Below are 26,560 nucleotides of genomic sequence, written 5' to 3'. Positions count from 1 at the left end.
GTCGGTTCTATCCTTGGACACGAAAAAAATCGGGGAGGGCAGTGGGACAAGTCGATGCGACATGTTCCGGTTTCATGCGGCCCGAGAGAGCGATGAAACAGGCGGTCTGTCGGGCTGGCAAAAAGGCTGGGGGACTGTTGTTCTGGAATATCTCGATAGGGGCAATTGTTTTCGGGGGAGGGGGGATTGAAACGTATTGTTGGAGATGTTTTGTCGTTTTTCATATCGGTATATCTATGTTTTTGTGTGGTTTTTGTCAAGTTTTTACGTACATCGTATACGAAAATGGCTTTTACATAGCCTCACGAGCCATCCAGACAACCCTTCCTATGATGCGGACATTCGCAGAATTGTCCGGTTCGATGTCTATGGGGGGGTAAAGAAGGCGATTATCGCTGATGAGAACAATGATCCCAGGTTTTTTATCGAGCCGTTTTATACATATTTCATCATCAATACCAACGGCGAATATTTTCCCCGTCAGAATATCGGTTTGTGAGAGGTCAACGAGCACGATGTCGTCGTCTCGCAGGGTTGGCACCATGGATTCTCCTGTAACGCGAAGAAGTCGCATGTGCGCAATTTGTCCCTTGCCCTTGAGCCACTCACGGCGAAAGGCATAATACGATTCAATGTCGTGATCCGATTCCAGCGTATCTTGGTCGGGTGACCATTTCGCTTTGACAAGGGGGATATAGATAAAGTCGTTGGAGTGGTAGTGCCCGGGGTACTCCATGAGTCCCGTCACATGCTGTTTTTCGGCATGGAGAAAAGGTGTCCCCTGGCCCGTTTCGAGCCAGACAGGATTGACGTCTTTAAGACGTCCCAGTCGCATGAGCCAATCAGCAGGAATGCGGCCACGTTTCTTGGCGTCGGTGATGGACTGTTTGCCGACATCGAGAAGTCGAGCCAGTTCGGTTTGAGTTTTAACGGCAAGAACGGTTTTGATGCGTCCGAGGATGTCGTCCACTGCGTTCCCGTCCGTATAATACGTCTTATGCGTACTATTCTTCTTCATGTACTATTTTCCTTGACAGGTGTTCGCGTGTATTCTATTCTCGGACACGCCAAGGGGAAGAAGCCCTTATGAAAAATATGGAAAATACATCCTTTTGATGTGATGCCATGGCCTATGGCATGTGTCAAGGAAATTGGAATCGTAGTAAGTCAATAGCTGACGATGAGCGAGGGAAATCCAATGGATCGACTTGTTATTGCAGGGTTGGAGCAGATTTGTTCGGAGATGAGTTGTTCGAAAAAAACGTTGTATAAATGGATTCGGCAACGGCAATTTCCTGCCTTCAAATTGGATGGAATCTGGCGGTGTCGTCCAAAAGATGTGGATGTCTGGCTGGAACGTCAACGACGTACAGCGACATCGAGGGGTTCTGGGCGACGATCTGTTCCTCGATAACGGATGCAAGAATGCCTCTTTACGTCACCGGGCTGTCGCCTTATTCTCTCCAGATGAAGATCTCTCCTCTGTATTCTCGGGTTCGCCGCCTGCATGTTGTGGTGTGGGTTGTGATATGTCTTCTTGTCGGCATGGCGGGGTGTGCGCAAGCCCCGTATACAGGCCGTTCTCAACTGATCCTTCTGGATAAGGAACAGGAGATGCTTTTGGGGATGAAGGCGTCGGAAGAGGTGAAACGCACGGAGCGGCTCTCCACGGATGCTCGTCGTGTTGCCTTGGTCAATCGTGTTGGGCGACGAATTGCGGCGGGGGCTGCACGTCCTGAGTATCAATGGGAGTTTTATGTTGTCGCCAATGATACGCCGAATGCGTTCGCCCTGCCCGGTGGCAAAGTCTATGTGTATGAGGGGATGTTTAAATATGCCCGTACGGAAAACCAACTCGCCACGGTGATGGCCCATGAAATTGCCCATGTTATTGCCCGGCATGGGGTGGAGCGGATGAGTTCGCAAATGGCGTTATCTTTGGGAGGTGACCTTGCTGGTCTTATGGTCAGCGGGGGGGATGCTGCGGCGTTCAATACCTTTCAACAGCTGTATGGGTTTGGCTCCCAAGTCGCCGTTGGTCTGCCGCATAGTCGATCCCAGGAGTCCGAGGCTGACCGTATTGGCCTGATTCTTATGGCCAAAGCCGGCTACGATCCGCGGTCGGCGTTGTCATTTTGGCAGAATATGTTGTATACTGATACAAGCCAACTTCCGTTTTTTTTGTCCACTCACCCAACAGACGAAGAACGTATTGCTGACCTTGTCGACGATATGCCGGAAGCGATGCAATATTATACTCCCGTGCAAAAGGAGCCTCGGAGTTATCTTCCTGGTGCATTCGATGCTCCGTATTCTCCGCCATCAAGCGGTTACCAGCCGTATCGATATTGACGATACACCTCTTGCCACCTCTCCCTGGAATTCATATAAGAGGGTATTCCTATAAAAAGTTGTGAGGCATGTGCCATCATGAGTATTGCGACGAAGCGCATCATCGTTGGGGGTGCTTTCGGTCTGGTTTTTCTCCTTTTCGTATCAACGTATGCATGCGCATATTCTTTGTATGGACAGACGGATGAGTACGGGATTGTCCATCTGAGCACCGCCCCTCGGGATGGGCTGGTGTTGATTTATGAAGGGAAAAACAAACCGACACTCGGTATGGCGGCTATTCGGAAACTTATCAAAAAACATGGCGGAGAAGCCAAAGAAATGAAGAAGGAGTGGATTGCCGAGCATGTGCCGGCACAGCTTCTGAAGCCTCGAAAGGGGCGTCCATTTCCGAAAGTGAAACCGTCGGCGAAAATTCTCAAATATATCGACGCATCAAGCAAAAGGCATAAACTCGATCCGGAGCTTGTTTACGCTGTGATTGAGCAGGAATCCGGATTCGCCAATTTTGCGGTCTCACCCAAGGGAGCGCAAGGACTTATGCAGATTATGCCTGAGACACAGGCGTTGCTCGGTTTGACCGAGCCGTTTGATCCTGCTCGCAATATTGAAGCCGGCACACGGTATTTGCGCTGGATGATGGATAAATTCAAGCATGTTAAATTGGCGTTGGCCGCATATAACGCCGGTCCCGAAGCGGTCAGTCGATATAATGGCATCCCTCCATACGAGGAAACACGGTATTACGTAGCCCGTATATTGTCGCGTTATGCTATGCTGAAAGGAATATGAGTCGACGCTTTTTTGCTTCTCTCTATGATGAGAAATAAACCTTTTCTGCCAACAACAGAAAAGGTTTATTTTTGCCTGCCGTTCGATCTTTTCGTTTGTATTGTTCTCCTGTTCGAGTGTGAGTTTGCTTTCTTGCGCCTTGCTTTGACGAGTCGAACTTCGTATGACTTCGCATTGTGCGGTAGGCAAGAGAGTCATTGGTTTTCTTTCAATGTGTGGAGTGACTATGCAATCTTCGTTGTTGGCTTTGTGGAATGAGATCCCCCCGTATGTGCGTATACGGTTGCTTGTTGGCTCCACCGGTTCAACACAATTGATTGATGTTGCAGAAACCGCGTTGCGCGCCGCCTCGGAAAGTATGGAGTCCGGCAACGCCAATATGACGAAGACGCTCCTGCACTTGACACGAAGCGCCATGGTGGATGCATGGACCGAAAGCCCGGCCAATCTGGGCTTGGCCAACCAGCTCGTTGCGGTCGGTGCTCGTGTTGCTGCGGTTGTTGGGGAAGATAAGTCTCCATTACTCCATGTTCTTTCAAGATGCGGCACACGTTACGATGTCGATGTGGATACGCGGTATTATCTTCGTACATTACAAAAAAATGACACGGAGAAAGCCGGGCAATATTGTTCCACGCAATTTGGGAAATCAGGAAATTATTTTTGGCTGGATAAAGTGCATGAGTTGGCATTGCAAGACCACCGGCCCGATGTCTTGGACGCATTTCTCCAGCAACACGATGAGGTGTTGCACCGTCCTGTTTCGACGCTTCTCCATGCCGAGGCAGCCTATTTAGCGCACGACTATGCTCGTGCGGAATCCATCTACCGCACGATAGAGAATGACCCCGTTCTTGCTGAATGCACTCCTGCATTCTTACCACGTCGCGCAGAGATGCAGTACAGGCAAGGACATCGAGGCGACTGCCTCGCTTTCTTGCGCCAGGCTCTCCAAAGGCGGCCGTTGACAGCGCATCTCACCTATCGACTGTTCGACCTCCTTTCCGAGACGGATACGGCAATAACGGTACCTTCAGGTCGCACGGCGGTCTTGTTGTATACGTACAATAAGGCTGAGGTCCTTGAGAAGACCCTTGAAAGTCTGTGTGGAACGGATTTACCCGGCGTTCGTCTTGTTGTGCTTGATAATGCAAGTACGGATGGGACGAAGGATGTGCTGGCCAAGTATGCCGCGCTTTTGCCTTCGTTTCAGGTGGTGACACTCCCCGTGAACATTGGCGCTCCGGCGGCCCGCAATTGGCTCATGGCCTTGCCGGAAGTGCAGGAGTGTGACCATATTGCCTACCTTGATGATGATGTCTTGCTTCCTTCGGATTGGCTTGGCCGACTGTATGCCGGTTTTGATCGCTATCCCGAAGCCGGGGTGATCGGTGCCCGCATTGCCGATGCCGTTTCGCCTGATGCGCTGCAGGCGGTGGGGTTTCATCTTCTTGCGTCGTTATACCCTGCTTCCGGGAACATCCCCTTGGACGATCCGCTATTCGATTTGGCGGCCATACACAGCCAAAGCGCCGATTCCGGCCAATTCCGCCTGATGTCTCCGTGTACATCCGTGATGGGATGTTGCCACCTTTTCAAAACAGAAACACTCAATACCGTTGGACCGTTTGATATTCGGTTCAATCCCACACAATTCGATGACGTTGACCATGATCTTCGTCTTTCATTGCAGGGAAGAAGCCCCGTCTATCAGGGGCATCTTCGCGTTGAACACATGAGTACATTGCAGGGAAATCGATTTGTTTCCGGCTCAAAACTCGGCAATTCCGCTGCAAATAAGCACAAGTTGCAGACAAAATACTCTTTGAAGGAGCTGACGCAACTTGCTACATTTCAGTATGAGACCATTGAATCAGATTTTTTTGAGAAATTGCGGCATGTTGTTGCGGCCGAGTGTATGGATGGATAGCATTGGGAGATTTTTTTCCCCTTGAGTATGACTCGCGGGGAGAGGGATTTATCATGCTGTTGAAGAAAATGTTTCATTGTATACGATGAGAATCCGCCGTCATATGGGGCTTTTTATCCTTGGCTTCTTTATCGTCTGCGAACAACTTTACTTGCCCGATGCCGTTTCGAGCGGTATCATTCAAAAGCACAACATCAAATGACGTTTTCTGATCATCGAAATACAATGAAAAAGCGAAAGAACGCCATGGCATCACAACGGCCTTCCGGCTTTACCATGATTGAAATCATTTCCGTTCTTCTTCTCGTCGGAGTTCTTGCCGCCGTGGTCACTCCCCGCATGATGAATGTCGGAGTCGATGCGATTGCCGAAGCCGATGCCCTCAAAGTGGCTTTGCGCTATGCACAGATTAGAGCGATGAGTGATATTGATACGTGGGGAATTCAGGTCAATGCAAATAGTTATCAGCTTGTCGAAAATAATGCCGATGTCATAGGTGCCACGCTACCCGGAGAATCCGATACGCATACTTTTCCGACTGGAGTCAGTGTCACAGCCGGTGCGGCGACCTATTACTTTAACTGGCGCGGCATGCCGACCGATAGTACCGGCAACACTGCCGTGACAACGACGGAAACCATTACAGTGACAGGCGGACAGGCGGTAAACATTTCCATCACGCCGTATACCGGCTTTATTCCGTAAGAGTTCTCTATGAAAACAACGAACAGACCAATTCCGCAGACAGGATTCACCCTGCTCGAAATCATTTTGACACTTGTCATTCTCGGTATTGCGGCAACGACCATTGTTCCTTTCATGGGGTGGAAGCTCATGCGAAGTGGGGATGTGGAGAGCCGCCTCGAAACAGATGTGGCATTGAATCAAGTCATGGAGAGGATGGTTGCTCATTATACAGATTTGATGTCTAGCTGTTCTTCATTGGCTACATGCAAAGCACGGCTCGATGAACTCTATGGTGGGTCGGATTCAACGGATGATATTGGAAGTGCCGGATCGACTGTGAGCAGTGGTGATTATGGAACGTACTACGTTCAAGAAAATAAGTATGTTGACTATGACAAAAATACTAATACTTTTGTGAATGGGGGGACTTCTTCCCTTTACCTTCTCGTGATAATCAAGCCTGATGCAGCCTCGCAATTGAGCCTCACCTATCTTTTTTCAGCATATGCTGGTGGTGGGGCTTCCGATGAGTCATGATGTGAGTTTTGCCATGAAGACACATCGTGGTTTCACGCTGATTGAAATCATTGCCGTCCTCGTCTTGACGGCTATTTTGGTTGTCACCGGTGTGCAACTTCTTTCCAATATTATGCTTGGGTATGTTTCTGCCGAGCAGACGTATCAAAATACACAAAAAGCACAAGTTGCATTGGATCGTATTGTCGTTGAGCTGACGTCTGTAGCGTCCATGGGCGCTATAACAGCGTGTTCACAATCGAATATAACGTATACCGATGGAACGAATATTTTTATGATTTATCAAACTGGCTCTGTTGTATTGTATAATATGGGTGGTGTCGTAGGAACTCAAGATTATACGCTTATGGACGATGTTGATCAAAACAATGGATTGCGATTTACGTGTTACGATAGCTACACCGGGACATCGGTTGCAGCAAGTGTTGGAGATATTAAACTTGTTGATGTTGCATTGAGATTTTCGGTTGGACAAGATTTGTTCAAAGATCTTTCGACGCAAGTTGCCATACAGAGTTATTAACGTTTTGGAGTGTTTATGGAAAAGCGCGACCATCGAAGGCAAAGTCACCGGCACATGCGCGGTTCAACGTTGCTCTATGGAATTGTTTTGTTGGTCGCTGTTGGTGCTTTGGGAGCGGCGCTTTCCAATACGAGTTCTCGATCTTCATTCGGTCAACTTCGGGAAAATCAGCGTGCGCAGGCCTTTTACCTTGCGCAATCCGGTATCAATTTTGCCCGCACGGTCGGCGGGACGAAGTTGAGCTCATTGTCAGCGAGTGGAAGCTTAGCGATTACAGTAGGAACAGGGAAAGATATCGCTCTGGACTTTACAATGCCTACAGGCAGCACCGATTATCTTCTCGATAGTATAGGAACAATAAATAACGGCACAAATGGTGAAAGCAATTTTAAGTTTAGTTCTATTCCTTTATCTGCTGCTGGACTTGAAGATGACGTGAGTGGGGGAGGGCCTACGAATGATAAGTATGATTATGCCTTGTTTTCAACAAAAGGCAACACAGATATTGGAAATAAAGCCCAAATTACAGGAAGTGTATATGCACACAATGTTAATTGTCAACATTGTCAGTCTGATCATAACAATGAGGATGGCGGGAAGTTTATTGTAACAGGAAATATTGTTGCAATGAATAATGTTAGGATATCGAGTAATAGTACTGTTGGTGGGAGTATTTGTGTCGGGAATAATCTGTTTACAAAAAGTGGTGTCTCAATTGGTGGAGATTTGTATGCACAACGCAATATCGTTATTGAGGATAGTAATTCAGAAATTGGAGGGAGTATTTTTGCAAAAAGAAATGTATATTTAGGGCAAAACTGCATTGTAAAAGGTGATGTCCATGCTGGAGGATATGTTTTTCTTCGTGATGATGCAAAGGTATATGGGAATATTTATTCTGGAAACTATGTAAAGACTGATAAATCTGATTCGGTAGTTGGACAGGATGGAAATGGATTGGGTGATATTAATGCGGCAAGCTATGTTGATCTCAAATTTGGTGCAATAATTTACGGAAACATTATTGCTGGAGGATATGTGAACACAGATGGAACAAATAATCCTCCTATTGTTCATGGTGACATAACAGCAGGACGCAGTATAGATTGTTACAGTGATAATACGGTGGTGGATTGTTCTAAATATGTTGGAGGTGATTGTTTCCCTGATGTCCACAATCCTCCTATTGTAGCCCCTACAGCGCCTGAACCATGTGAGACAAAAGACGCGCCTAGTCTCAATGAAGATTTTAATACAGGAAATATCTCTATAACTATTAATGGCTATTTGGAAGAAAAAGTAATTTTTCCAGGTGAATATGCATCTCTGCAATCGAGTTGGAATGAAAATTCTGTGTACATGTCTGCTGGGACTTATACATTTTCATCAATTGATCTTGGTGGTAATACAAATTTCTATTATGATCTTTCTGATGGCGATATTCTTGTGTTTGTTGATGGGAATATCATAAAAAATGGTCCGTTGAATATATATATTAAGACAGATTCACTCCCTTATACTAATATTAAAGATTTATCTGGTGATGATATTCAATATGCTTCCCAAGTTCATTTTGAAGGAAAAACATTTCAAACTCAGAATGGAAACAATTCTGATTGGTTTGGAACAATTCTTTGTGAAGGAAAATTGGAGTTTGGATCAAAAGACTACTTGATTGGCGCATATTTTACACAGTCTGGTCCTGTAAAAATGAATACAGAATTTACGGTTATATATGTCTTGTCAAACTATGCAAAAGAGCATTGGTATTGATTTGAACCAACAATCAACATTATTGCATCTTGCCATCATCATGCCCGTCTACAACGAAGAAGACGCCATCAAAGGCGTCCTCATGGATTGGGTAAGCATGCAGGACGCGCTGTCTCTTGACTATGAGCTGCATGTCTATAATGACGGTTCAACCGATAATACGGCAGAAGTGGTGCGAGACGTTGAAGCGATGCATCCCTGCGTCGTGCTGCATGATCGTAAGGAAAATTGGGGACATGGCCCGACGATTCTAGCGGCCTACCGCGAACATCTCCATGTGCCGTGGATATTCCAAACAGATTCCGATGGAGAGATCGGCCCCGAACATTTCCCCGAACTGTGGGAAAAGCGCGAAGACTATGATTTACTTCTCGGCTATCGTACGGGAAGAAAATCCCTCTCATCAGAAAACTCGCCACTTGGGGCGCCCGAACGCTCGTGAGGTGGTGCTTCGGTGGCAATATCAAAGACGTGAACGTGCCGTATCGACTGATGCGGAGTGAAGCGTTAGCTGGTATTGTTCAGCATATTCCGGAGGATACGTTTGCTCCGAATGTGCTTGTGTGTGGTCTCAGTGTGAAGGCAAAATTACACATCGCTCAAATGCCAGTCGTGTGGAATGCATTGAGAGATACTTCTTCATTGAGCGGTGCGGCAGGAGCAAAGAAAATATGGGATGCTGCTTGTCAATGTGTACGATTTTGGGTTGTTCTGAGTCAGTCTCAATCTGGTGAATAAGGCCAAGAGCCAGTTAACAGTGTCTGTGCAGCTCCCGCAGTTGTTTTTCTTGCTATTTCGATAGAAATTTCAGAGCTATCATCTTTAAATGTATATGTTGCTGTGTAATCTCCAAGGTCTTCATCGTTGTTGTCGATGAGAAATGCAGTTATTTCATTGCCTTCTGGCCATGCTTTATTTGTAAAAATTAATCTTGAAACAGCAGCTGAGCAGCGTGAATATGCTTCTGCAAGTGCAGCTTGAGACGCTTGTCTTTGAGATTGAGAAATAAGGTCTGTATAACGTCCAATAAAGAATGTTGTGAGTATTGCAATGAGTACGAGAACAGAGAGCAGTTCTACTAAAGTAAAACCATTCAGTGCCAAAGTATTTCGTCTTGATTGGTGAGTATCTTTTGTTGTCTTCATTGAATATCGGACGGGTGTACCGATAGACGGTACACCCGTATGGTTCGTATTGCTTTATGGTGTAGGTGTAGGTTTTGCTTCAATAGGTGAAGTCCAAGTCCCTGTCGCTTCTGAGCCATTGGCATTTGTGTCTTTATCGCCAGTAGCTTTAATTGCAACAGTCTGCTTTGTATCGTTTGGATCAAAAGTCAATGTATAGTCTCCAATATCCAGTGTTTTCTCTTCAGCTCCAGCTCCAGCTTTTTTTACTACGGCTGAAGCATTTGGTTCCGTATTCCCCTCGAGGATGAGTTTAGCAACAGCCATTGAGAGTCTGGATTGACCTTCTGCCACAGCTTGTAAAGCTGCTTTGTTCCTTGCATCTTCCGTGAGATCGGTAAACCTCGGAACAGCGACAGCAGCCAGAACCCCCAAAATGACCAATACGGAGATAATTTCAATGAGGGTAAAGCCTCGTTGCTTTTCGTTTTTTTTCATTTCTTTTTCTTGCATGAACAAGTCCTTCTTTTGAGTTGACACGGTAAAAACGCATCCATTGTGGGCAATGCAATTGAAGCAAAAAACATGCAAAACGTAATGTCTGTCTTATTTCCTTTTAATTTAGTGTATTAGAGTTTGTCTATGTATAGGTGTTTGTGTTGATCTCCAAATTTTGAAGTACATATCTTCAATATGTGATGGTATAATTGGTAGAATAGACCACTAAAAATCTTTCATTTAAATGATGTCGGTTCAATTCCATGCTTCTTCACACGGTGCCAGAGACTTCGTGGTTTGATGCCAAGAAGTTCCGCGGCTGTATTCTGGATGCCCTGAGTTTGTGACAGTGCAGCTTCGATGAGGCCTTTTTCATAAGCTGCGAGTTTTGCATCAAGATTGGTGCTGGATGTTGAGAAGGTTTCGAGCTGAGGCGTAGTGTGAGGGAGCAGTGACCCCACGATTTCTTCCGGAAGAATATCTGGTGCAATTGCTGTTTGTACAGAGGCCCGTACCGATGATCGTTCAACAATGTTCTTTAGTTCACGGACATTTCCAGGATAATCATACGTCATGAGAAGCGCCAAGGCCTCAGCCGATAACGTTTGGCTTTTTTCAGCTTTTTCGAGAAAAAAATCAGCGAGAGCAGGAATATCTTCTCGTCGCTCACGAAGGGGCGGGACAAGTATAGGAAAGACATTGAGTCGATGGAACAGGTCTTCTCGAAATTCTCCGCGTTGAATTTTGGATTTGAGATCATGGTTTGTCGCGGCGACAATGCGTACATCAATGTGGTGTGTTTTGACACCGCCGACACGCTCAACGCATCCGGTTTCAATAACGCGTAATATCTTTGCTTGTGTTTCCATCGGCATATCGCCGATTTCATCAAGAAAAAGGGTCCCCCCATGTGCAAGTTCAAATTTGCCTTTTTTATTGGCGATTGCACCGGTAAAAGCACCTTTTTCATGTCCAAACAACTCGCTTTCCAAGATTCCCGACGCAATGGCTGCGCAGTTGATGGCGATGAACGGTTTCTCTGCTCTCCGACTTTGTGCGTGCACCCCCTGAGCCACCAGCTCCTTACCTGTCCCGGATTCTCCGGTGATCAGCACCGTGGCATTGCTTCCAGCAACTTCTAAAACCTGTTTCAGTAAGCCTCGTAGGGCGCGCGATTCGCCTTTGAAATCAGGAAAATAAGCCTTTGCATCGAGCTTGTTCAGAACCTGTGTCACTTGCTGCGAAACGCGCTCGAATTGTTCCAGGTCAACGCGTGTGCGTTGTTTCTCAGGTGGACGTGTATGTTCCAGTCCGGCTTGCGCTTCTTTCATAAACTGGGAAATAGGACGAAGGAAAATACTGACAGCTATACCCGACCCCAAAAGGGATATGGTGCCGGCCACGGTCGCTGTAAAGAGAGTTTGATTGGCGATCGATTTGAAATGCTGCAGGATGTCACTTGAAAGAATAGACATGACTGCAATGAATGTTGCCCCCCCAACGATAAGTGGGACAAGAATCCGTAAACCTATTTCATAACGCGGAGCATTCTTTTTTTTATTCATACCACGTCTTGAGGTTACATTTTGACCATCTTGGTCATGTCCCACATGGGCATAAAAATGGCGAGTGCAAAGAAACCGACCACAGCGGCCAAACCGACGACGAGAAATGGGCCCAAGGCTTCACTCAGGTTCGATACAGCATACTTCACTTCATCATCATAGTGCGTGGCAACAGCATTCATCATGTCGTCAAGGTTCCCTGTTTCTTCACCAATGGCCACCATGTTGATCACCATGGGGGTGAAGTACTTCGCCTTTCTTAAAGGAGCCGAAATACCACGGCCTTGTTTGAGCAATTCTGAGATTTTACTGAACTCTCGTGAGATCGCCGCATTACCAATTGTGTCCGACAATATCTCCATGGATTGCAGCGCGGTTACGCCGCTGGCCTGAAGAATTGCAAAAATGGATGCAAATCGGGACATCGCCGCCTTGATAAAGAGAGAACCAAGTACAGGAAGGTGCATAAGAAAGGCATCTTTTTTGACTTTCCCGTCGTCGGTTTTGATATAGAATCGTAAAACAACAATAATCGCGACAAGAGCGATAAAAAGAAAGAATCCATATTGTGACAAAAAGTGATAGAGGCCAAGGGCAACTTTTGTCGGCATGGGGAGTTCAATTTTGGCCTTTTTGAACAAGTTGACAAAATTTGGAATAACAACAGTAAGTAAAACAAAAAAAGCAACCCCCAATGCAAGGACAACAATGATTGGATATTGCATGGCAGAGCGGATATCACTTTTTACTTTGTTTTCATGCTCAATAATATAAATCAGTCGATCAAGCACTTCTGGAAGTGACCCAGCGGCTTCGCCGGCTTTGATCATACTGACATAGAGTGATGAAAAGACAGAAGGGTGCTTGGCAAAGGCTACAGAAATACTGGCACCTTTACGTATGTCGTCTGCCATGACGAGACAGACATATTTGAGTTTTTTATTTTCCGTTTGTTGTTCGAGAATGCGTAACAGTTCGAGAACGCCGATACCGGCCTTGAGCATTGTTCGAAGTTGCTTGGTGAACAGAATCAAGTCTTGTGCTTTGACCCTGGTCAATCGAATGCTCAACGCTGCACGCCCTCCGGCGTGGGAGGTTGCTCTGACTCCGGACTCTACTTTAATGGGGATATAGCCGAGTCCCGATACTTTGAGGCGTGCGGCATCGTCGGATTCGGCTTCGATTTCTCCTGTGACCGAAGATCCATTTTCATTCAGTGCGTTATAGACATAGAGTTTTTTGGCCACTGTACAATGCCTCCGGAAACCACAATACGAAACAACGACTCTTGCGCCTTGTCAGACCGGTTACGTTGAAGAAATATCTGTCTTTCTTTGCATCCTGCCGTGTATGCAAACGATGTGGACTTGCATACTCGCAGAGGTGAAAGGACACATCGCCTGTTTGAATTTGCTACACCATAACAGCAGAAGCCGCTTCTTCAAACGTTGTTTTGCCGCTGAGAATTTTATTTTTGGCGTCATCTCTCAATAAGTGCAATACCCCGCGGCTGATTGCATTCTGGTTGATGAGCGAGGCAGAGGCGCGTTCAAGGATAAGTTCCTGGATTTCGTCGTCGACCAATAAGACTTCAAACAGTCCAGTACGTCCTTTATACCCGGTGTTTCCACAATAATAGCAGCCTTTCCCGCGCATAAAGTTTCGGTCTGCGTATTCTTCCATTCCCCATGCTTTGAGGACATTGGGGCTTGGTCGATATGATTCTTTGCATTGCGGGCAGATGGAGCGCACAAGGCGTTGCGCAAACGAAACAAGGAGCACCGACGCGACGAGAAAGGGTTCAATACCCATGTCGATAAGACGAGTGACGGCGCCGGCTGCATTATTGGTATGGACCGTACTGAAGACGCGGTGACCGGTGAGCGCAGCTTGGGTGGCAATGTTGGCAGTTTCACCATCCCGAATTTCACCGACCATGATGACATCAGGGTCTTGTCGCAGAATGGACCGCAAGCCGCTCACGAATGTCATGCCGGCCTTGGTGTTGAGTTGGACCTGACGAATGTTGGCAAGTCGATATTCAACCGGATCTTCAAGCGTGATAATATTAATATCAGGGCGATTGATCTCTCTCAAAATGGCATACAATGATGTGGACTTCCCACTCCCTGTCGGTCCGGTGGACAAGATCATGCCGTGCGGTTTGATGATGACCTCATGGATTTTGTCCATATCCAATGTGCTCATGCCGAGGTCGCTCAAGGTGAGTCCTCCGGATGACATATCGAGCAGACGCATGACCAGGTTTTCCCCATAGATTGTGGGGAGTGTCGAGACGCGGATATTGATTTCGCGATTCTCCATAATGACGGTAAACCGCCCATCCTGGGGAATGCGGGTGATGGCGATATCCATTTTGGCTAAAATCTTAACACGCGAAATGATCGGCAAGATCATGTTCTTGGACGGCGCTGGATATTCCTTCAGCTTGCCGTCGATGCGGAATCGAATTTGGACGGATTTCTGTTCCGGGCTGATGTGCACATCGCTGGCCCCTTCACGAACGGCCTGACTGAGGAGGGAGTTGACAAGGCGAATAACAGGCGCTTCTTCAGCCATATCCTGCAGATTGCCGACATGTTCGTCGCTTTCGCCGACGGCTGTTTCTTCATCGACAGCAAGCGCCTGTATGCTGTCGATAACCCCATCCATCCCGGCGGCCATGCCATAAATGGAGTTGGAGAGCTGACCAAGCTCTTTCTCGCTGCAAATAACCGGCTCGACCTCGCAGTTGGTGAAAACTTCCACGGCGTCGATGGCCCCGAGATCAAGAGGGTCATTCATAGCGAGTTTGAGCAGGTGTCCGTCTTTTTGTAACGGCGCAACCTTGAATTTCATGGCCAGATCAGCCGGAAGAATGGCCGAAAGCCCGACCTCAACAGTATAGCGATTTGGGGTGTAGAGTTCGAGATTCATCTGTTGGCCGAGAACAGTAAGAATCTCCTCTTCTTTGAGCGTGCCCTGGCGGACGATTTGTTGTCCGAGTTTGAGGTTGTTTGCGCGGCTATCTACAAGGGCGTGTTGAAGTTCTTCTTCGCTAATGAGGCCGGCATTGACAAGCATTTCGCCAAGTCGCAACGGTTTTTTGCGCATGTATTCTCCAGGGCGAGGGAAACCGTGACCAGCAGGTGGGGATGGTCACGGTTTCCTAAGAACGTCGTATTATTCTGCAGTTGATTGCAGTGAGTATTTGGACATCAAGTTTTCCGGGTCTGGCGTGGAGACTGTCGGTCCATGTGCCAGCGCTCGCTGCGGCAGGATGTGCGGGGTGATGAAAACAAGCACTTCCTCCATCTCTTCGCTTTTCGCCGTCGATTTGAATGCATAGCCCAATCCCGGAACATCTTTGAGGAATGGAACCCCGGAATCGCTGTCTTGAATGACGTTTTTGGTCAAACCGGAAATGACGATAGTCTCTCCATCTTCAACAATAAGCGATGTTTCTGTCTGTTTTTTGATGACCGGGGGGTTGCCTTGCACCCAGTTGTTTTTGTTTTCATCCACCTGGTCGTTTTTGACGAGCACTTTCATGCGGAGGTTGTGTCCATCAACAATATGCGGTGTCATTTCAAGACGTAGAACGGCATCGATGAACTCAACGTTCGTGCCGTTTTGCGACGTGGACACATACGGAATTTTGCGTCCATTTTCCGTGTAGGCCGTCTGATTTTCCAGGGTGGTAATGGAGGGCGAGGAGAGAATATTGACCTTGCCGTCTTCTGCTAGGGCCGTGAGTTGCAGTTCAAGAATATTCTCCCCAATGCGACCAAAGAGAAAATCCAGAGCCATACCTTCGGCGCCAAGGCCGGTGGTCGGGTCAATATTGATGCCTCCAGGAAAGTTGAGGCCATACCCCTGCCCGGATTGCCCGGGACCATAGTAGGGTGTTGAACTGCCGGATAATGGATCGGTCGCCGCGGTGCCTGTTCCGCCTGGTGCGGCCCAAAAATTTTGACCGGCCAGCCCCGTGCGGAAAATACCACCCCATTGCACGCCAAGTTGTCGTGCGGTTTCTTTCGTTGTTTCAATAATATATGCCCTGAGGGTTATTTGCGACCGCGGTCGATCGAGTTTGGAAATGAGTTTCACAATTTGTTCGGCATCGGTTTGGGCGGCCTGGATGATCAGCGAGTTGCTGTGCTTGTCCGCGACAACCGATCCTTGGATGCTGCCGCTAACGCGTTGTTGAGACGCCCCTTGTTGTGCGTCTCCGCCGTCTTTTGCCATATCGGAAGATTGGCCAAGGTAGTTGTTGACCGTGTTATACAACTCATCCAAGTCTGCATATTGGATATCAACCTGCAAGGTGACCAAAGGTTCGGCTTCTTTGAGCCGCACAACCTGCTTGATACTTTCTTCCTGCGCTTTTTTGAGTTCGTTTTCGCGGTTGAGGTCGTCTATGGAGAGCACCCGCAATATTGGACCATCCCATTTATATGACAGGCCGTTGGCAAGAAGAAGACTTTCAAAAACAGAGTTCCAGGGGGCATTGGATACATTCAGGCTCACCGGGCGCAACGTTGTATTTTCCGTTGTCTCTTGAGTCGATTGTCTCTGGTTGTTTTCCGAATCTCCCTGTCTATTTCCTGAATTTGAAGATGCTGATTGGGTCTCCGCGGTCGATGCCGAGGTGTTCGAGACTTTTCCAGAGGCAATGGATGAGGAGAGAACCAGGTTGACACTTCCAGCACGTGCCAAAGAACGCAACACCGACGCCAATTCCGCGTTGTTGAGCTTTAACGTAATGGGGTTGGTCGGCAATGGCGGATGTGTCGGTTCTGTTTTGACCGGCGTAATAGGGGTCACAGCGGCTTGAGAATACTCAATGGCGCGCGATTCTTGACGTGGAGAATAGCCTTTGGATTTTTGCGCCATGGCTTTCCATTGATCAAAAAACGGATCATGTACTTCAACGCCATTTTTTTTGCAGCCTGCGCAAAGAAGAACAAGCATCAGGCCCAAAATGGCCACAAACGGCATGGTTGCCCTTCTGTGTCGTAGATTGATGTATTGGCCTGGCATGACTGTATTGATCTCCCATCCATTTGGCGCCGGGTTGTCTGCGTCGCCGAAGTCAGATTGTTCTTGTACGTATTCGTATGGAGGGTGGGTTGAATTACATGGTTCCATCGTCGTTATAGGGAATTTGCAATATGGTTGATCCATTTTGTGACTGGAGCGTGACAAAGTCTGGCGTTATAGTGGTGATTTCGAAACCTCCTCCATCGAGAAGATCGCCGACGCCATAGTCCATGCCATTAATAATGGCATAATTTCCGGAAGGCGTTTCAAGAAATCCTGAATAGACGAAATTTCCAGTTCCGAAGGTGTCTCCATTGGGACCGGTAAACTCTTCTGGAGTAAAAAAAGGGTCACGAGTCCATGGTGTGGCCGCTGCTTCAAGAACGCGTTTTTCTTCTGGCGTCAACTGGAGTTGGTTTAAACGCGTGACGATAATTTTGGTTTGGCTTTCAATATCAGTCAAAGCAGCAGAGCGTACAGGCAGCTGATTTTTGGATATGAACATCGGAACAATATACATGCCGGAGCCGATAACGGCCACGAAGAGCATAAGGAAGACGAGGTTGCGTTCGCGTTTTGTCACGACAATGACGGCTCCGGTTTTATTTCCGTTATTTCAAAGCTAGCCAAAATTTGATGAAATATTTTTTACCGCTCGATGTTTGGGTGATTCGGACTTTTTCAAATTTGACGAGATAGGGCAAGGCTGCGAGTCGGAGAAGAATTTCTCGGAAGTCGTTCAGCTCCCCAAGCAATTCGAGATCAACAGCCAGCATCTTTGATTGATTTTCAAGCGTACGTGGATCGGGGGCGGCTATGGAGACGGCCATGCCTGTATTTTCGGCAAGCTCAATGAATGTTTTTGATATCATCGAAATGTCTTGGGTCGATAGCGCCGAACGTTGTTGGATATGATATTTTTGGTCGAACGTATGAATGACATCCGTAAGTCGTTTATACACAGGAAGCATGACTTTGTATTTATCGCGTTCAAAACGCAACTCTTCCAAAGTACGTGTAGCGCTTTGATTCGAAAGATACATGGGGATAATCCCAAGCGTGAAGAGTGCAACAAGAAGCACGAGTGCAATAAGTACTGTTGATCCAATTGCGCCTGAAATATTGAATGATTTTTTCATGCCTGCAGCCTCATGCTTTCATACAGCAGGAAAAGTACTCGCATTTTTTGTATCATGATATCTCTGCTGTAATAACAAAGCGTAATGCATCTTCACCTGTGGGAGCGCGTTTCTTCTCCGTGAGAGATATGTCACAATCTTCAATCAATTCAGACTGCCGCACAATGGCCATATAGCCGGCAAGCTCGGCCTCCTGGGACTCTAATGCTCCTAAAACAAAGCCGTCGAGGACGAGAATCTTTGACTTTTTGGCTTGTCCAACATTCTTCCTTGCTGTGCTGGCTTTATCTTTTGATTTTTGGGCAGCGGTGTCTTGGGGTGCCCCCATTTGAACGGAAATGGATGACAAACGGACATTTTGTGGTGTTAAGAGAAAAATTTCATTCAGTAAGGCGGTGCCTTGATTTTTTTCTGCTAAGAGACGCACGTAGTTGAGGTCGTTGGTGGCCGTCAGGGCCATTTTGTGAAGCAGGTTGATATCTACCGGTTTTTTCAGTGTAGCCAATTCGGATTCAAGTCGAACAATTTGGATTTGTTTTTCTTCCCTTGAATAGATTTGCCAGCCAAATACCCCCAAAAGAATCAGAAAAATCAACCCACATGCGACGAGTACCGTTTTGTTGGCGCGGTTGATTTTTGCTGCTTTTTCCTTCTCTTTATAGGTGTAGAGAAGGTTGGGCGTCATCACATTGTTTGAGACGGCTGCCGCTGTGGAGAGGCGAAAGGCGTTGCGTTCGGAGGCTTTCAGGTCCGGTGACAGCATGGAAGGGTGAAATGCCTGGCGGTTGGCCAATGGGTCGCAATTCTGGACAGGCATATCCAGGTTGTCACTGAAGTACTCGAGCAAAAGACGTGACGAGGACAACGGACCGGATACGAACATTTGCCGTACCGGGTCGTGTCCGAGCGTGACCGAGTAATGTTTGAACGTCATCTCCACCTGTCGAAGCAGACGTTCCAGAGCCGGCGCGGCCATATCGAAAATTTCGGTTTTATCTACTCCGCGTTCCGCCAGGCTTCTCGGTATTCCAATACGCTCATCGGCCAGTGAGAGAATAAGTGTATTGGAGTCGATACCGTTGTCTTCGGGTTCTTTTTTTAGCGTCGTTTGTGGCGCCTTGTCCGAAGGAGGGGGGGGCGCATTGTCCCCATCTTCTTCGTCTGAGGCTGAAGGCGACTCCGGAATATCGAGTGCTTCCATGGACTCTGCATCAGGTTCCTCGACAGGAGGTGCAGGAGGTTCAAGCAAGTCCATGAGAGCGTTGGGAGTCGAATCCTCCGGGGAAGACATCGTCTCGACAGGAGAATTGTTCAGGGAATGCTTTTTCTTCTCGGAAGCTTTTCGTGCGGATGACTGCGAGGCCGTTTTGGTCGGATCGAATAATAATTCCAGTTCATCCGCAAGGCCGGAGCTTTCGGCGTGATCTGCTTTTTCGTCTATTGGTGGCTTTTCGTCATCCCTCGACGTCATTTCTCGCGGTACAGGTGTAAACGTTTCTGCTTCTGTTTGCGGTTCAAGTTCGAGATGCAGTGCTTCGTCGATATCCGGATCAGGCTGATCGAATGGGGGATTATCAAGACTTGGGGTATCCTCAAGAACGAGGACCGAGGGCAACTCTTCATCGTTCGGGGCGGGAACGTCGTAATTCTCGGGGCGCAAACGCCGGAGCGGTGCCGAACGAGGCTTGTCTTCGAGGTCTTCTGGTGATGTAAGAGGGTGAAGTTCGTGGGGCTCGTCTTGATTGTCCGGCTCGATTTCTAATTCAAGAGGTGGTTCAATCTGCTCTGCGTGCCGCGTGGATTGCGTATGTTGAGGCGCTGGGCTGTCATCTTCAAGCGGTTCGAGATCAAGATTGAAAAAAGAGGTCGGGCGGGGCGTTGCATCATCAAGAGCAGAGTTTTCAGACGAAGGGGCCTCAAGGAGTTTTTCGTTGACGGCCTCAAGCAAACTATTTTCCATCCCAATCATCCCGGCTTTAAGCATACGAGATAAAATGAGCTGGCTTTCTTCGTAAACTTCAATGCGAGAATAGCGGTGGCCGATGTGGAGGTTGGCAACGACTTTTTCGCGAACAGGAATCCAACGAAGGCGGACAAGGTTTTGATTGCAAAACGGCGGGATGGTCAGGCCGGTCAATTTAATATCGGCCGCTTCAAATATCTGCTGAATGGTTCGAATGTCTTCGCGGGGAACTGTATACGCAAAGACGGTCAGTTTTTCTGTTCCACTTTCTTGAACTGGGTTGCGGAGTTCAAAATCGAAGACGACGTCGTTTTCATCGAATGAAAACGCTTTTTTTGCTGTCCAGAAAACAGCATTGGCAATTTGATTCGGCGGCAATTTGGGGATGTGCAACTCGCGCATATCCACCCGATCTGTTACGAGTACTCCCCATACGGCCACTTTCTTTCGTTCGCTTCCACACAGCTGAGAAAACGCTGCCGACAGTTTGCCACCAAGAAGAGGGATATCGTCATGGTCTGTTGGGTCAAGAGGGGTTTGGACACATTGGATCGAGTCGACTGAGGATCGGTTGAACGTCAGCCTTGTAAGATAAATCGCCTCTTCACCGACATCAATACCAATGGTTGCACGCTCTTTTCGTTTGAGCGATGACCAGAAGGTTGGGGTTGCTGGTGGTATTGCGCAAAACGAACCCGGTTTGACACGTTGTTTCGTGCTCGCGTGTGTGACTTCCGTTTTTTGGCGTTTGGCCATACCTCTTCCCGGTGCTCGTTGCGGTGCGTCTGTATGTTGGCGCTGGATTTCGGTCTTGTTCTCACAGAGAAGAAGGGACTGACTATCCGCGGCCGACGTGAAATGCTGTATTTTCGTCGCCAAGGGTGTGCAAGACGATACGCCACGTACCGCAAAAAGAAACGATGAACATGAGGCGTACAAAAATTGATAAGCGATGTCCCCGGCCACTGTCAAATGCGAGTCTGCGGAAACTCCTTTTGATTACTCGCTTTTCTCGTGATGAATACTCTTGTACGAGGATGCTTTCATGCCAAGTTTGTCACGATGATGACGGATGCTGGACATAATATATTGATTGAGAATCAAGGAGCCGCTTTGCTTGATTCAAAAAATGTTTTTCGGTAATTCCATTGAAAATTCATAATGGTATTTTTCTATTTTATACTTCGATTTCATGACATGGAGGTTGTATGGCGCAAATCGATGCGTTTCTCAAAATGATGCGTGAAACAGGTGCATCTGATCTGCATTTATCAAGCGGGTCCCAACCTATTTTACGTATCAATGGCATCTTACAGCGTATTAAATATAAAGTACTTGAGGACGAAGATCTTAAAGCATTGTTGTATGAGATAACGCAGGAAAAACGTGTTAAAGAATTTGAAGAGACAGGGGATATTGATTTTGCCTATGAAATAGAAGGTCTCGACCGATATCGTGTCAATTTTTTTCGCCAACAGTACGGCGTTGCAGCGGTATTTCGTCGCATACCGAGCGAGTTGCTCACGCTTGATGATCTTGGCATGCCTGAGGTGCTGAAAGAGTTAGCGTTATTACCAAAGGGACTTGTTCTTGTCACCGGCCCGACAGGCAGTGGGAAATCAACGACATTGGCCGCCATGGTTCACCATGCCAATACCCATCGGAAAGATCATATCATCACCATTGAGGACCCCATCGAGTTTCTTCACCCATCGAAAAGTTGTCTCATCAACCAACGCGAAATTGGACGCGATACAAAAACATTCTCGTCTGCATTACGCGGGAGCTTACGCGAAGACCCGGACATCATCCTCGTTGGGGAAATGCGTGATCTTGAAACGATTGAACTTGCTTTGGAAGCCGCTGAAACTGGGCACCTTGTCTTGTCCACGTTGCATACTATTTCGGCTTCCAAAACCATCGACCGCGTTATCGAGGTCTTCCCCGGCGATAAGCAAGAACAAATCCGCTCCAGTTTGGCGGAGTCGCTCCGAGCAGTTGTCGCGCAGAATTTATTTCGTCGTATCGATACACCTGGACGCGTGGCCGCACTAGAAATTCTTATTGCTACGCCGGCGGTACGAAATCTCATTCGTGAAAGAAAAAATCATCAGATTGAAGGGGTTATCGAGACAGGGAAAGCACATAACATGCGACTGATGGACGATTCCATTGAAGAATTATTGGATGCTGGTATTATTGACGAACATGACGCTTTGTCCAAGTGTGTGAATAAGAAACGTTTTCGTGCGCGACTTGAAGATGAAAACACCACATTGTTTCAATACGAATAATCCCCGCATATATTATGGAACACATTGAGCTCGATAGTCTGATTTGTGATGTCCTTGAAGCAGCGCCAGCGTTGTCGGATATTCTTTTTTCGCCGGACAAACCGATCCAGGCGGATATTCATGGTGTTTTGACGCCAATTGAGAACTCCATTGTGCCTGGCGTGCTTTCTTCGGAGAAAACCGCTTCGGTGGCCGCGGTCATACTGAACGATCGTCCAGAAAAGCAAGCAGAGCTTCAAGCCGAGGGAGCCTGCGATCTCTCGTACGATGTCGAAACAGCCCGATTTCGTGTCAATATTTTTACACGTCGTCGATCATTTTGCATTGTCATGCGACGTCTGCCTTCCACGGTTCCTTCTTTGGCTGAACTCCGTTTACCACGACTTTTTTCGACAATCGGTCAGGAACACAGTGGGCTTGTGCTCGTTGTCGGGGCAACAGGTACCGGAAAGTCGACAACGTTGGCTGCTATTTTGGACGACATCAATAAGAGCCAGGCCGTCCATATCATCACATTGGAAGATCCCGTTGAGTATGTGCATGACCACCACATAGCCACGATAAGTCAGCGTGAACTTGGGCTCGACTTTCCTTCGTTCTCTCATGGACTTCGAGCGGCCTTACGTCAGGCTCCACGGGTGATTCTCGTCGGAGAACTGCGCGACCGCGAAACCATCACCACCGCACTTCGTGCTGCGGAAACGGGCCACCTTGTGCTTTCCACATTGCATACTATCGATACCGGGGGAACAATTGGTCGTATTGTCGGGATGTTCGATCATTCCGAAGAACGGTATCTCCGTCAGCGTCTTGCGGCCAGTCTGAAGTTTGTCATTGCTCAACGTTTGCCGGGACGTCTTGGCGGAGGACGGGTTCCTGCCTTTGAAATCATGCGGAATACGTTGGCGATTCGAGAATTGTTGTTGAGTGGTGAAACGCCAGAAAAGACATACTACGATATTATTGAAGCCGGAAAAACGTTCGGCATGATTACTTTCGATCACTATCTCGCCATGCTTTTTCAAAAAAATATTATCGACGAAACAACGGCCATATTTCATGCCAGCGATCGCAGCCGTTTGCTGTTGGCGATTGATGGCATCAAAAAAGCCCGAGGCGAGACGGTCTCAACCATTCAAGGTCTCCGTCTCGACGACGAATATGAGGAAATCGACCATGACAGCTAAAATTTTTCTATAATGACATCATAGGGCATTCTGTTTTACGTGGAAACGGGGATGTACCTGTCAGAATGTTTGGCGGGATGGATTGCCATTGGTACCCGCTCGTATCCCCTCCGGAGTTTTTGAATCCTGTTATGAGGTGACATGAATACAGGAGATCCACATGATGTATACGGAAACGGTGGAAGGAATGGATTGCGTGGCCAAAGGACCGCAGAATGGTCCTGCCCCCATTCCTCAAGAGGGACGTTATGTCCAGGCCAAAGAGATTGCTGACATTTTCGGCCTGTCACATGGCGTAGGATGGTGCGCTCCGCAGCAGGGGGCGTGTAAGCTGACACTCAATATCAAACATGGCATTGTTGAAGAGGCGCTTGTGGAAATTTTGGGGTGTACAGGCGCTACGCATTCCGCAGCCATGGCCGCGGAGATTTTGCCGGGGAAAACCATCCTTGAAGCGTTGAATACCGATTTGGTCTGCGATGCTATCAATACGGCTATGCGTGAACTCTTCAACCAGATTGTGTATGGCCGGAGTCAAACGGCATTCTCAGAAAATGGTCTTCCTGTGGGGGCTGCTCTTGAAGATCTTGGCAAGACATTGCGCAGTCAAGTCGGGACCATGTACAGTAGTAGACTTAAAGGCCCACGATACCTTGAAATAACAGAAGGCTATGTGCGTCGTATCGGGCTCGATGCCAATGATGAAATTATAGGCTACAGCTATGTCAATATCGGTCGCATGATGGCGCTGATTGAAGAAGGCGTTGATCCGGCGCAGGCTCTTGAAAAGGCTTCCGGGGAATACGGTCGATTTGATGAAGCCGTGCGAACGCTTAACCCGCGCAAAGCGTAGGGAGGGGCAGACATGGAACTGTTTGAAAATCAACAGCGTCGCATGCCGTCTATCGAAACGACCCTGAAGCACTATGGACTCAAAGAGTTGGCCGATGCACGTCAGCTCTGTCTTTCAAAAGGCGTCGATCCCGCAGCAATGGTGCGTTCGATTCAGGAAATCTGTTTTGAAAACGCCTGTTGGGCGTATACGCTCGGTGCAGCCATTGCCATAGCGAAGAAGACCAGCAAAGCGACGGATGCGGCGAAAGCAATTGGGGAAGGATTACAGTCGTTTTGTATACCGAAATCAGTTGCCGATCAGCGTCAGGTTGGCCTCGGCCATGGTAATTTGGCGGCAATGTTACTGTCGGAAGAGACAGCGTGCTTTGCGTTTATTGCCGGTCATGAATCGTTTGCAGCGGCTGAAGGTGCCTTGGGTATTGTGCATTTCGCCAACAAAGCACGAACACAACCTTTGCGCGTCATTCTCAATGGATTGGGGAAAGACGCGGCTCATATCATTTCTCGAATCAACGGATTTACGCACGTCAAAACCCGTTTTGTTTATGAAACGGGAGAGTTGAATATCGTTTCTGAAACTCGCTACTCCCAGAGTGATCGTGGTGATGTGCGGTGTTTTGGAGCCGATGATGTCCGTGAAGGGGTAGCCATCAATCATCACGAAGGTGTGGATGCGTCCATCACGGGAAACTCGACCAATCCGACGCGGTTTACACATCCCGTGGCCGCCATTTATAAAAAAGAACGCCTCAGTCAGGGAAAACCGTATTTTTCTGTTGCTTCGGGAGGCGGCACCGGACGTACGTTGCACCCGGATAATATGAAAGCCGGCTCGGCATCGTACGGTATGACCGATACGATGGGACGAATGCATTGCGATGCCCAATTTGCGGGATCGTCGTCGGTTCCGGCACATGTTGAAATGATGGGACTGATCGGTATGGGGAACAATCCCATGGTCGGGGCAACTGTGGCTGTTGCTGTAGCCGTTGCGCAGGCTCTGCAATAGTATCGATAATTACAAAGACGCTTACACGAGCGTGTCATGAATAAGCGGGGGGCGTACGCCCCCCGACGATGTTAGTGAGACTTGATATTGAGTTGAGAATAGGCTGTTTTGAGATGATCAACCCATATGGCGACCAGCTGGTCATAGTCTGCCAGCCCTGTGAGCACTGGTACACTCGTGATGCCGTTTTTATCAAGAATGGACTTCCATGAATCGGGCTCGTCGCCGGCCATATCATTATTGGCATGATCACCCGCCACGGACATTAACGGCATGAGCCAGGCCTTGGTCAGGCCATTTTTTTTGAGCTTTTCGATTACGTCGTCGAGCGTTGGGAAGCCTTCAACCGTTCCGACAAAAATATTGGGGTCTCGCTTGGCGAGATGATACTGGAGAGCCGCATAATAGACGTCGGCTGGATGGTGTGTTCCGTGTCCCATAAGGACAATGGCTTCATTGGGTTTTCGGTCAGCGGGCAGACAGGCCATGATCGCATCGGCGACCTTTTCGAGATCGGTGGATGTCGCCATGAGGGGCATTCCCATGACAACCTGTTGCATGCTCTTGCCCATCGTTGGAAAAGCGTAAGCTGTTTTCAGTAGGTTATGATATTCCTCACCTGGAATGCTGTGAAGCGATTGGACCGCGACGTGGGTAAAATTTTCATCTTTCATCTGTGCAAGTGCTTCGGCTGGTGACGCGATATTCCGGTGTTGCTCCCGAGCGATTTTGGCCCGAACGATTTTTGATGAATAGGCCATGCGCACTGGTACGTTGGGGAAGGTTTTTTTGATGACACCTTCAATGTGCTGAAGCGCTTTTTCTGCCGTGGGCATCGTGGTACCAAATGCGACAACAAGAATTCCCGGTTTATCTTGTTTAGGACCATCATGGCCGCAATAGGCCTGCATTGTTGGGAAAGCACAAAGAATCAGCAGTAGAATGATTGTCGAGAAAAGACGTTGAAACATGCATACCTCGGAAAGGTCGCGGGCTTTGTGATGGGCCGATAAAAAAGTCCTTCCATCGGCAATGCCTCAAGAAGGACAAGACGTTTTTTTGCCCTGGTCGTATGATCGGCAAAAAGCCCGTTGCCGTCACACCATATCCTTATTCGTCGGGCAGGTCTTCCGGCTTACTCCACCACGTTCGGCCTTCCCAGGTTTTCCCAGTGACACACAAGGAACGTGGCAACATTGGAGTTTACGGCGGCGGGTCCGCTCCCGATTTTCACGGGATTCCCTTTTCAGCTCATGATGAGCACCCGCGCTTTCTGTATCGTGCAGCGT

General features: G+C 48.0%; 25 protein-coding genes and 1 riboswitch. Of the genes, 14 read left to right on the top strand and 11 right to left on the bottom strand.

The annotated features are described in order from the left end of the window. Nucleotides 1-292: 292 nt before the first annotated feature. Nucleotides 293-1,018 (bottom strand): LexA family transcriptional regulator, encoded by a 726-nt coding sequence (locus tag G451_RS0125750; protein ID WP_027186480.1) that lies wholly within the window; start codon nucleotides 1,016-1,018, stop codon nucleotides 293-295. 162 nt (nucleotides 1,019-1,180) lie between these two features. On the opposite strand from G451_RS0125750, the gene G451_RS35470 reads away from it, so the two are divergent. The 10 genes from G451_RS35470 (at nucleotide 1,181) to G451_RS0125695 (ending at nucleotide 9,332) form a co-directional block, all read left to right on the top strand. Then, nucleotides 1,181-1,414: a helix-turn-helix domain-containing protein gene (locus tag G451_RS35470; protein WP_084448795.1), complete on the top strand. Its 234-nt coding sequence runs from the start codon at nucleotides 1,181-1,183 to the stop codon at nucleotides 1,412-1,414. Between the two features lie 11 nt (nucleotides 1,415-1,425). After that, nucleotides 1,426-2,352, top strand: a complete 927-nt coding sequence (locus G451_RS31845; RefSeq protein WP_245587874.1) for a M48 family metallopeptidase — start codon at nucleotides 1,426-1,428, stop codon at nucleotides 2,350-2,352. A gap of 78 nt (nucleotides 2,353-2,430) precedes the next feature. Beyond that, a complete protein-coding gene (locus tag G451_RS31840; protein WP_051261927.1) occupies nucleotides 2,431-3,144 on the top strand; it encodes a lytic transglycosylase domain-containing protein in 714 nt (237 codons plus the stop codon). A 226-nt stretch (nucleotides 3,145-3,370) separates the two neighbouring features. Next, a complete protein-coding gene (locus tag G451_RS33455) occupies nucleotides 3,371-5,074 on the top strand; it encodes a glycosyltransferase family 2 protein (protein WP_051261926.1) in 1,704 nt (567 codons plus the stop codon). A 225-nt stretch (nucleotides 5,075-5,299) separates the two neighbouring features. Further along, the gene (locus G451_RS0125720) at nucleotides 5,300-5,779 is read left to right on the top strand and encodes a prepilin-type N-terminal cleavage/methylation domain-containing protein (protein WP_169727945.1); all 480 of its coding nucleotides are present in this window, start codon (nucleotides 5,300-5,302) and stop codon (nucleotides 5,777-5,779) included. Nucleotides 5,780-5,788: 9 nt separating this feature from the next. Beyond that, entirely contained in the window at nucleotides 5,789-6,298 is a 510-nt protein-coding gene (locus tag G451_RS31830) for a type II secretion system protein (RefSeq protein ID WP_034644104.1), read from the top strand. Nucleotides 6,299-6,311: 13 nt separating this feature from the next. Continuing rightward, on the top strand, nucleotides 6,312-6,821 hold the full coding sequence (locus G451_RS0125710; protein ID WP_169727944.1) for a PulJ/GspJ family protein: 510 nt from the start codon (nucleotides 6,312-6,314) through the stop codon (nucleotides 6,819-6,821). Between the two features lie 15 nt (nucleotides 6,822-6,836). After that, a complete protein-coding gene (locus tag G451_RS0125705; protein WP_027186476.1) occupies nucleotides 6,837-8,594 on the top strand; it encodes a bactofilin family protein in 1,758 nt (585 codons plus the stop codon). Further along, a complete protein-coding gene (locus G451_RS0125700; RefSeq protein WP_027186475.1) occupies nucleotides 8,572-9,036 on the top strand; it encodes a glycosyltransferase family 2 protein in 465 nt (154 codons plus the stop codon). The genes G451_RS0125705 and G451_RS0125700 overlap by 23 nt, the downstream gene beginning before the upstream one ends. A gap of 35 nt (nucleotides 9,037-9,071) precedes the next feature. Beyond that, the gene (locus G451_RS0125695) at nucleotides 9,072-9,332 is read left to right on the top strand and encodes a hypothetical protein (RefSeq protein WP_034644101.1); all 261 of its coding nucleotides are present in this window, start codon (nucleotides 9,072-9,074) and stop codon (nucleotides 9,330-9,332) included. On the opposite strand, the gene G451_RS0125690 is transcribed toward G451_RS0125695, so the two are convergent. From G451_RS0125690 to G451_RS0125650, 9 genes are all read right to left on the bottom strand, one after another. Beyond that, entirely contained in the window at nucleotides 9,317-9,739 is a 423-nt protein-coding gene (locus G451_RS0125690; RefSeq protein ID WP_084448791.1) for a prepilin-type N-terminal cleavage/methylation domain-containing protein, read from the bottom strand. The two genes, G451_RS0125695 and G451_RS0125690, sit on opposite strands and share 16 nt — an antisense overlap. 54 nt (nucleotides 9,740-9,793) lie before the next feature. After that, nucleotides 9,794-10,231 (bottom strand): type IV pilin protein, encoded by a 438-nt coding sequence (locus G451_RS33445; protein WP_051261923.1) that lies wholly within the window; start codon nucleotides 10,229-10,231, stop codon nucleotides 9,794-9,796. A gap of 221 nt (nucleotides 10,232-10,452) precedes the next feature. Further along, complete coding sequence (locus tag G451_RS0125680; RefSeq protein WP_027186472.1) at nucleotides 10,453-11,781, bottom strand: sigma-54 interaction domain-containing protein; 1,329 nt, start codon at nucleotides 11,779-11,781, stop codon at nucleotides 10,453-10,455. 14 nt (nucleotides 11,782-11,795) lie between these two features. After that, nucleotides 11,796-13,028 carry a type II secretion system F family protein gene (locus tag G451_RS0125675; RefSeq protein ID WP_027186471.1) on the bottom strand — a complete coding sequence of 411 codons (1,233 nt, stop codon included), beginning with the start codon at nucleotides 13,026-13,028 and terminating at the stop codon, nucleotides 11,796-11,798. A 166-nt stretch (nucleotides 13,029-13,194) separates the two neighbouring features. Continuing rightward, the gene (locus G451_RS0125670) at nucleotides 13,195-14,895 is read right to left on the bottom strand and encodes a GspE/PulE family protein (protein WP_027186470.1); all 1,701 of its coding nucleotides are present in this window, start codon (nucleotides 14,893-14,895) and stop codon (nucleotides 13,195-13,197) included. 69 nt (nucleotides 14,896-14,964) lie between these two features. Further along, nucleotides 14,965-16,824, bottom strand: a complete 1,860-nt coding sequence (locus G451_RS31820; RefSeq protein WP_169727943.1) for a secretin N-terminal domain-containing protein — start codon at nucleotides 16,822-16,824, stop codon at nucleotides 14,965-14,967. 94 nt (nucleotides 16,825-16,918) lie between these two features. Beyond that, nucleotides 16,919-17,407 (bottom strand): hypothetical protein, encoded by a 489-nt coding sequence (locus G451_RS33440; RefSeq protein WP_027186469.1) that lies wholly within the window; start codon nucleotides 17,405-17,407, stop codon nucleotides 16,919-16,921. A 28-nt stretch (nucleotides 17,408-17,435) separates the two neighbouring features. Beyond that, the gene (locus G451_RS0125655) at nucleotides 17,436-17,963 is read right to left on the bottom strand and encodes a hypothetical protein (protein WP_027186468.1); all 528 of its coding nucleotides are present in this window, start codon (nucleotides 17,961-17,963) and stop codon (nucleotides 17,436-17,438) included. A 52-nt stretch (nucleotides 17,964-18,015) separates the two neighbouring features. Then, a complete protein-coding gene (locus tag G451_RS0125650) occupies nucleotides 18,016-20,682 on the bottom strand; it encodes a hypothetical protein (RefSeq protein WP_156921829.1) in 2,667 nt (888 codons plus the stop codon). Between the two features lie 452 nt (nucleotides 20,683-21,134). Here G451_RS0125650 and G451_RS0125640 point away from each other — a divergent pair, with 452 nt between their 5' ends. The 4 genes from G451_RS0125640 to G451_RS0125625 all read left to right on the top strand — a co-directional run bounded on the left by G451_RS0125640 (nucleotide 21,135) and on the right by G451_RS0125625 (nucleotide 25,271). Continuing rightward, nucleotides 21,135-22,220: a type IV pilus twitching motility protein PilT gene (locus G451_RS0125640; RefSeq protein WP_027186466.1), complete on the top strand. Its 1,086-nt coding sequence runs from the start codon at nucleotides 21,135-21,137 to the stop codon at nucleotides 22,218-22,220. Nucleotides 22,221-22,234: 14 nt separating this feature from the next. Further along, nucleotides 22,235-23,407 carry a type IV pilus twitching motility protein PilT gene (locus G451_RS0125635; RefSeq protein WP_027186465.1) on the top strand — a complete coding sequence of 391 codons (1,173 nt, stop codon included), beginning with the start codon at nucleotides 22,235-22,237 and terminating at the stop codon, nucleotides 23,405-23,407. Nucleotides 23,408-23,567: 160 nt separating this feature from the next. Continuing rightward, the gene (locus G451_RS0125630; RefSeq protein ID WP_027186464.1) at nucleotides 23,568-24,260 is read left to right on the top strand and encodes an iron-sulfur cluster assembly scaffold protein; all 693 of its coding nucleotides are present in this window, start codon (nucleotides 23,568-23,570) and stop codon (nucleotides 24,258-24,260) included. A 12-nt stretch (nucleotides 24,261-24,272) separates the two neighbouring features. Next, nucleotides 24,273-25,271, top strand: a complete 999-nt coding sequence (locus tag G451_RS0125625) for a GGGtGRT protein (RefSeq protein WP_027186463.1) — start codon at nucleotides 24,273-24,275, stop codon at nucleotides 25,269-25,271. Nucleotides 25,272-25,342: 71 nt separating this feature from the next. Here G451_RS0125625 and G451_RS0125620 read toward each other — a convergent pair whose 3' ends face one another. Further along, on the bottom strand, nucleotides 25,343-26,242 hold the full coding sequence (locus tag G451_RS0125620) for a sirohydrochlorin cobaltochelatase (RefSeq protein WP_027186462.1): 900 nt from the start codon (nucleotides 26,240-26,242) through the stop codon (nucleotides 25,343-25,345). A gap of 132 nt (nucleotides 26,243-26,374) precedes the next feature. After that, nucleotides 26,375-26,554, bottom strand: a riboswitch (cobalamin riboswitch). Nucleotides 26,555-26,560: the final 6 nt, after the last annotated feature.

The sequence above is a fragment of the Desulfovibrio inopinatus DSM 10711 genome (assembly GCF_000429305.1).
Classification (GTDB): Bacteria; Desulfobacterota; Desulfovibrionia; order Desulfovibrionales; family Desulfovibrionaceae; genus Alteridesulfovibrio; species Alteridesulfovibrio inopinatus.
Note: the sequence above shows the minus strand (reverse complement) of the source record. Positions and strands in the feature narration are given on the sequence as shown.

Excerpts from the sequence above, each read along its gene's own strand:
- G451_RS0125635 (WP_027186465.1), top strand. The coding sequence starts at position 22,235 with ATGGAACACATTGAGCTCGATAGTCTGATTTGTGATGTCCTTGAAGCA.
- G451_RS0125655 (WP_027186468.1), bottom strand. The coding sequence starts at position 17,963 with ATGAAAAAATCATTCAATATTTCAGGCGCAATTGGATCAACAGTACTT.
- G451_RS0125650 (WP_156921829.1), bottom strand. The coding sequence starts at position 20,682 with ATGGCCAAACGCCAAAAAACGGAAGTCACACACGCGAGCACGAAACAA.
- G451_RS0125625 (WP_027186463.1), top strand. The coding sequence starts at position 24,273 with ATGGAACTGTTTGAAAATCAACAGCGTCGCATGCCGTCTATCGAAACG.
- G451_RS0125670 (WP_027186470.1), bottom strand. The coding sequence starts at position 14,895 with ATGCGCAAAAAACCGTTGCGACTTGGCGAAATGCTTGTCAATGCCGGC.
- G451_RS31840 (WP_051261927.1), top strand. The coding sequence starts at position 2,431 with ATGAGTATTGCGACGAAGCGCATCATCGTTGGGGGTGCTTTCGGTCTG.
- G451_RS0125720 (WP_169727945.1), top strand. The coding sequence starts at position 5,300 with ATGAAAAAGCGAAAGAACGCCATGGCATCACAACGGCCTTCCGGCTTT.
- G451_RS0125705 (WP_027186476.1), top strand. The coding sequence starts at position 6,837 with ATGGAAAAGCGCGACCATCGAAGGCAAAGTCACCGGCACATGCGCGGT.
- G451_RS0125750 (WP_027186480.1), bottom strand. The coding sequence starts at position 1,018 with ATGAAGAAGAATAGTACGCATAAGACGTATTATACGGACGGGAACGCA.
- G451_RS0125680 (WP_027186472.1), bottom strand. The coding sequence starts at position 11,781 with ATGAATAAAAAAAAGAATGCTCCGCGTTATGAAATAGGTTTACGGATT.
- G451_RS0125700 (WP_027186475.1), top strand. The coding sequence starts at position 8,572 with ATGCAAAAGAGCATTGGTATTGATTTGAACCAACAATCAACATTATTG.
- G451_RS31820 (WP_169727943.1), bottom strand. The coding sequence starts at position 16,824 with ATGCCAGGCCAATACATCAATCTACGACACAGAAGGGCAACCATGCCG.
- G451_RS0125690 (WP_084448791.1), bottom strand. The coding sequence starts at position 9,739 with ATGAAGACAACAAAAGATACTCACCAATCAAGACGAAATACTTTGGCA.
- G451_RS0125620 (WP_027186462.1), bottom strand. The coding sequence starts at position 26,242 with ATGTTTCAACGTCTTTTCTCGACAATCATTCTACTGCTGATTCTTTGT.
- G451_RS33455 (WP_051261926.1), top strand. The coding sequence starts at position 3,371 with ATGCAATCTTCGTTGTTGGCTTTGTGGAATGAGATCCCCCCGTATGTG.
- G451_RS31830 (WP_034644104.1), top strand. The coding sequence starts at position 5,789 with ATGAAAACAACGAACAGACCAATTCCGCAGACAGGATTCACCCTGCTC.
- G451_RS35470 (WP_084448795.1), top strand. The coding sequence starts at position 1,181 with ATGAGCGAGGGAAATCCAATGGATCGACTTGTTATTGCAGGGTTGGAG.
- G451_RS31845 (WP_245587874.1), top strand. The coding sequence starts at position 1,426 with ATGCCTCTTTACGTCACCGGGCTGTCGCCTTATTCTCTCCAGATGAAG.
- G451_RS0125710 (WP_169727944.1), top strand. The coding sequence starts at position 6,312 with ATGAAGACACATCGTGGTTTCACGCTGATTGAAATCATTGCCGTCCTC.
- G451_RS0125640 (WP_027186466.1), top strand. The coding sequence starts at position 21,135 with ATGGCGCAAATCGATGCGTTTCTCAAAATGATGCGTGAAACAGGTGCA.
- G451_RS33445 (WP_051261923.1), bottom strand. The coding sequence starts at position 10,231 with ATGCAAGAAAAAGAAATGAAAAAAAACGAAAAGCAACGAGGCTTTACC.
- G451_RS0125630 (WP_027186464.1), top strand. The coding sequence starts at position 23,568 with ATGATGTATACGGAAACGGTGGAAGGAATGGATTGCGTGGCCAAAGGA.